General features: G+C 61.4%; 1 pseudogene. It reads right to left on the bottom strand.

The features are described from left to right. Positions 1-10: 10 nt before the first annotated feature. Positions 11-324, bottom strand: a pseudogene (locus GSQ90_RS00705) (transposase); the annotation flags it as partial.

Here is a 324-nt window from a genome sequence, read left to right as displayed (position 1 = left end):
GCTACGGGATTCACACGAGTGATTTGCGTTGAGCGATTGCATATCCTTCGATCAAGTCGGCCAATCGTCGCCATCCCTCAGCCATGGTCTTGGGGCCTGGGGGTTTGTAATAGCAATTCCAACCTCCGAGCCTTGCGGTAATCCAGGCCAACCAGCTCAGCGAACCGCGGGAATGGGGATTTTTCTGCCGCTGTGTCTTGCCTTCGAGCGTCTTGCCGATGGCGTCGGCGGCCTCGATCAGGCTGGCGTCCAAGACGTCGGCGGCGGGACGCGCGCTGGCGTGGCGAGCGTCGGTGAGCTGAATGATGCGGGTGGCGGCTTCGA

The sequence above is a fragment of the Methylocapsa sp. S129 genome (genome assembly GCF_009765995.1).
Taxonomy (GTDB): domain Bacteria; phylum Pseudomonadota; class Alphaproteobacteria; order Rhizobiales; family Beijerinckiaceae; genus Roseiarcus.
Note: the sequence above shows the minus strand (reverse complement) of the source record. Positions and strands in the feature narration are given on the sequence as shown.